This is a genomic window from Ruoffia sp. FAM 24228 (assembly GCF_045528575.1).
Taxonomy (GTDB): Bacteria; Bacillota; Bacilli; order Lactobacillales; family Aerococcaceae; genus Ruoffia; species Ruoffia halotolerans.
In genome coordinates this window covers 1-4112 of record NZ_JBGQQZ010000106.1, presented here as the reverse complement: position 1 = coordinate 4112, position 4112 = coordinate 1, and the positions used below count along the sequence as shown (strand labels likewise).

Annotated in this window: 4 protein-coding genes; 3 read left to right on the top strand and 1 reads right to left on the bottom strand. The window is 35.7% G+C overall.

Features of this window, described 5'->3' with window-relative positions:
• Positions 1–240 precede the first annotated feature (240 nt).
• Entirely contained in the window at positions 241–780 is a 540-nt protein-coding gene (locus ACEN33_RS11900) for a GNAT family N-acetyltransferase (protein WP_407095178.1), read from the top strand.
• A gap of 17 nt (positions 781–797) precedes the next feature.
• Complete coding sequence (locus tag ACEN33_RS11895) at positions 798–1442, top strand: phosphatase PAP2 family protein (RefSeq protein WP_407095177.1); 645 nt, start codon at positions 798–800, stop codon at positions 1440–1442.
• Positions 1443–1506: 64 nt separating this feature from the next.
• On the opposite strand, the gene ACEN33_RS11890 is transcribed toward ACEN33_RS11895, so the two are convergent.
• Positions 1507–2868 carry a polysaccharide deacetylase family protein gene (locus ACEN33_RS11890; RefSeq protein ID WP_138404935.1) on the bottom strand — a complete coding sequence of 454 codons (1362 nt, stop codon included), beginning with the start codon at positions 2866–2868 and terminating at the stop codon, positions 1507–1509.
• A gap of 179 nt (positions 2869–3047) precedes the next feature.
• Here ACEN33_RS11890 and ACEN33_RS11885 point away from each other — a divergent pair, with 179 nt between their 5' ends.
• The gene (locus tag ACEN33_RS11885; protein WP_138404936.1) at positions 3048–3950 is read left to right on the top strand and encodes a diacylglycerol kinase family protein; all 903 of its coding nucleotides are present in this window, start codon (positions 3048–3050) and stop codon (positions 3948–3950) included.
• Positions 3951–4112: the final 162 nt, after the last annotated feature.

Here is a 4112-nt window from a genome sequence, read left to right as displayed (position 1 = left end):
ACACGGATTCACCGCGGCTTCCAACAAGCTGAAGCAGAGCTAGAAAAAATGTTTGAAAGATTAACAAATTAATAAATCGATTTTATAGAAGGAGTACTTCATTTACACATAATTATTGACACTCCCCAAATTTGATCCCCTTGCTGATTATCTTTATGAAAATATAATAAAAGTAGACTCTTTAAATCCTTTTCAATTAAAGATACAATAGAATAAGTATATTAGAAAAGAGTTTATAACATGAAAATCCAACGTATCAATTCCATTCACTCACCTTTGGCAGATGATTTGGAAACTTTATATATCAATGCCTTTCCTTCGTATGAACGCAAACCTTTTGAAACTTTATTCTCACATCAAGAAACTGGTTTTGCTGAAGTCTTCGCAATGACTGAAGACGAACGCTTTATTGGTATGATTTCAACTTTAAAAAGTTCTCAATTAATTTTTGTTGAATACTTTGCAATTTCTCCTGAATATCGCAGCCTAGGTTATGGTTCAAAAGTTTTATCACTTCTTAAAGAAAAATATCATGACATGAATATTTGCTTAGAAATTGAAGTTGTTCAAACGGATGAAGGTATCATAGAGGAACGCTTACGACGCCTGCATTTTTACGAGAAGAATGGCTTCCAACAATTAAATATGATTGTGAATTTATTTGATGTAGAATTTGAATTGCTAGGTACGAGTTCGGAGATAACTTTTGAAGAATATTTTACTTTATATGAACAAATTCATGGAGATTCATTTAAAGACAAGCTTTATTTAATTAATTAAAATACCGAGGTGCTTTTATGAATAAAAAATATTTAAATTACTCATTACTTGCTCTGATACCCTTTTTGATTATTATTGCAATTGTTATATTCAATATGAATGCCATTCAACATCTGGATAATCTTATTACGCTTGAAATTGTTTCTTGGCGGACACCCCTATTAAGTTCATTCTTTAATGCCGTAACAATTCTTGCGAATCCAATGAGTGTCGTTTCGACGGTCGTTATTTTGGCGGTGATTGCTTACCTTTTAACTAAGAGAATCGATTTACCACTATGGATCTTAATTACAAATGCGATTGGGAGTTTGGCATTGAATCCACTGGTTAAAAATATTGTTCAACGAAGTCGTCCAAATGAAGCGATTCGAATGGTGAAAGAAAGTAGTTATTCTTTCCCGAGTGGTCATGCGTTTTCTTCGATGGTTGCTTTTGGTTGCGTCATTGTGTTACTCATTCTGTCCCTCAAACCAAGCGTGTTTCGTCGTATTCTGATTGTATTCGCCTTTTTAATTGTTTTATTCATCGGTTTTAGCCGAATTTTCCTTGGAGTGCATTATTTTAGTGATGTGCTGGCTGGTTTCTCTTTTGGTTTATTCTGGTTGTTGCTGTCACTTAGCTTTTTTCTGGCAAGAAGACCAGAGATTAAAGCTAAAAAGTAAATGCGACAAGGTTGTATAGTATAATTATGCACAAAAAATCCTCGGATATTCTCCGAGGATTTTTTTATAGCCGATATGAATCTGCTTCTGGAATTTGAGTAGGTGAGACAAAGACGTAACCTTGCTCTTTTAAGTGAGGTATGAGTGCTTTAATTGCCTCGGTGGTTGATAATTGAGTGTCATGCATTAAGATAATTGATCGATGTTGTAAGTGATTAGCAATATGCTCATTAGTTATTTGTTCATCTTTACTTAACCAGTCTTCTGAATCAACATTCCAATATATAGGTTCCATATCTGGGTAAAGTTTCAACATTTTCTGACGACCATTACCATAAGGCGAGCGGTAGATATTTGGCGTTACGCCTGTAGCATCCGCAATGATTTCTTGTGTGATTTCAGTCTCGTGTTCAACGTCTCCCATATTTAATAAATCAAAATTTGCGTGTGAATAGGAATGGTTTCCAATTTGATGCCCTGCTTCAACCACTGCTCTGGCGATATCTGGATTGGCCTCGACTGAGCGCCCTAAAAAGAAAAAGGTGGCTGTAACATCATGTTCATCCAAGACTTCTAGGATCTCTAAGGTGTTCTCAGTGGGGCCATCATCAAAGGTAAGAGCAACTAACGGCCGCTCATCAATAGGAGAGCCCGTTAAAGGAGCCGATAAACCACGTGAATTAAAAATCGCATCTGATATTGCCTGATTGGATTCAAGTAATTCAGAATGTTTAATTAAATCTTCGGCGTAAATACGACATTTTTCCATATATTTATCAATCACTGCTCTAGTTTGTGGATGTTTTTGGTTTTTTAAAAGCACTTCTTCCACTTTAGAAAAAGTTTGGATTTCTTGATCTAAAGAATCTAAATCTACTTCTTCAGATAAGTGTTGAATCTGGTCACTTGCTGTTTCGATTTCATTAAAGGTTGTTAGAATCTGATCATAATGAGAGTAGATTGTTTCTGTGAGAGCATCTTCATCGGAAAAAGGTAATTGCTCTTTTTGTTCGGCTACTAATTGGGGCGTCACTGCTTCATTTAAAGGAAGGCCTTCTTTAATTTGTTCACCGATAATAATTGGTTCATCACTTTGGTAAAGCTCAGATAAGTTGGCGATTGCCACTTGCTTCTCCTCTGCTAATTTTACTAGATGTTGAAGCCTGTTTCCTTGAACGCCTCCAACTTCTTTAGCGGTCACTTCAGCATTTTTTATTAGTTCTGGAGATATTTTTGGGTTCAAATACGTATTTCCCTCATCTAAATACAAGTCTTGTATGGCACTTGTCGCCAAATCAATACTTTGCACTTGTTGCTGATGATGTCTAGCAAATAATGCCGTCATTAAAACCGCAAAAATAACTGTCCCAATACTAATTAGCGTTGTTTGTGATTTTGTATCCATGTCTTTCAAATTCAGTCTCATTCAACTACAACTCCTTTAATGCGATAATTCAATTGTAACAGAGATAGTCTTTTTTTCAGGTATTATTTAAAATTTTAACAATTAATTCACATTTGAAGTTGAGTCCTTTCCAAGTAGTTGTTATTCATAAAAACGAGCGGTATAGTATATACATAAATTTTCTAAAAGGAAGAGATAAAATGAAAGATGTCATGATTATTGCAAATCCATCTTCTGGACAAAAACAAGCAGAAGACTATGCTCAACAAGCGAAAGAAATCCTTGAAGCAAATGGACGTTTTGCAACAATAAATATAACAGAATCCGGCGATGATGTTGTCAAATTCGCTCAAGAAGCTGCGCGCGAAACATATAATACTATCGTTATTTTAGGTGGTGACGGAACGGTTTCACTTCTTGCCTCGAGTCTTAAAGATGAAGATTATCGGCCAGAGATTGCCATTTTGCCGACTGGAACGGTAAATAATGTTGCACGTGCGTTAAATATCGAAATAAACTTGGATAAAGCTGTTAAGGATTTACCAAACCTTACTCCACAATCCATTGATGCAGGGCTTGTGAATGATCAAGTTTTCTTAAGTTTAGTTTCCACGGGAACAATTCCTGAAAGTGTCTTCGAAGTAAATGAAGAAGAGAAGGAACGCTTAGGTCCTGTCGCTTACTTAGTTGAAGGAATTCAAGCGTTAAACGAGCAAAAGAGTTACCGTTTCAGCTTAAATATTGATAATAAAGTCGATGAATTTGAATTAGATTTATTATTAATTGGCGTATCTAGTAGTGTGGTTGGTTTAACTAACTTCTTCAAAGATGCAAGCTATAATGATGGTAAATTACACATCTTTGGTTTAAAGAAAACGACTTTAGGAGATAGAGTTGGAAGTATTGCTAACTGGATTTTCGATACTGAGAAAGTTCAAAACAACGGTGTGTTAACGGTAGATGCCAAAAATATCAAGATCGAATTACTTAATAAAGACGTTAGTACACATGTGGCCGTTGATGGAGATAAAGGTCCTTCTTTCCCGGTGGAAATTAGCGTCTTACCTAACTATATCAATGTGCTAACTCCTGATCAAAAATAATTCGGATTCATTATTTAAATTTTATCTATAATAGGCAATCGAGTAGGAGACTAGCCATTATTTGACTAGTCGACCTCTCACACCACCGTGCGTACGGTTCCGTACACGGCGGTTCAATACCTTGCGTAAGCAGACTCTACCAATTCGCTTAGTGGAACTAAG